Origin of the sequence: Secundilactobacillus silagei JCM 19001 (assembly GCF_002217945.1) — a bacterium.
In the GTDB taxonomy this organism is placed as follows: Bacteria; Bacillota; Bacilli; order Lactobacillales; family Lactobacillaceae; genus Secundilactobacillus; species Secundilactobacillus silagei.
Window position 1 is genome coordinate 1 of record NZ_BCMG01000031.1, and the last position, 604, is coordinate 604.

Annotated in this window: 1 rRNA gene; it reads left to right on the plus strand. The window is 52.0% G+C overall.

The window, feature by feature from the left end:
• A 16S ribosomal RNA gene (locus CES79_RS12390) occupies window positions 1-604 on the plus strand; the annotation flags it as partial.

Below are 604 nucleotides of genomic sequence, written 5' to 3' on the forward strand. Positions count from 1 at the left end.
GGTAATCGGCCACATTGGGACTGAGATACGGCCCAAACTCCTACGGGAGGCAGCAGTAGGGAATCTTCCACAATGGACGAAAGTCTGATGGAGCAACGCCGCGTGAGTGAAGAAGGGTTTCGGCTCGTAAAACTCTGTTGTTGAAGAAGAACACATCTGAGAGTAACTGTTCAGGTGTTGACGGTATTTAACCAGAAAGCCACGGCTAACTACGTGCCAGCAGCCGCGGTAATACGTAGGTGGCAAGCGTTGTCCGGATTTATTGGGCGTAAAGCGAGCGCAGGCGGTTTCTTAAGTCTGATGTGAAAGCCTTCGGCTTAACCGGAGAAGTGCATCGGAAACTGGGAGACTTGAGTGCAGAAGAGGACAGTGGAACTCCATGTGTAGCGGTGAAATGCGTAGATATATGGAAGAACACCAGTGGCGAAGGCGGCTGTCTGGTCTGTAACTGACGCTGAGGCTCGAAAGCATGGGTAGCGAACAGGATTAGATACCCTGGTAGTCCATGCCGTAAACGATGAATACTAGGTGTTGGAGGGTTTCCGCCCTTCAGTGCCGCAGCTAACGCATTAAGTATTCCGCCTGGGGAGTACGACCGCAAGGT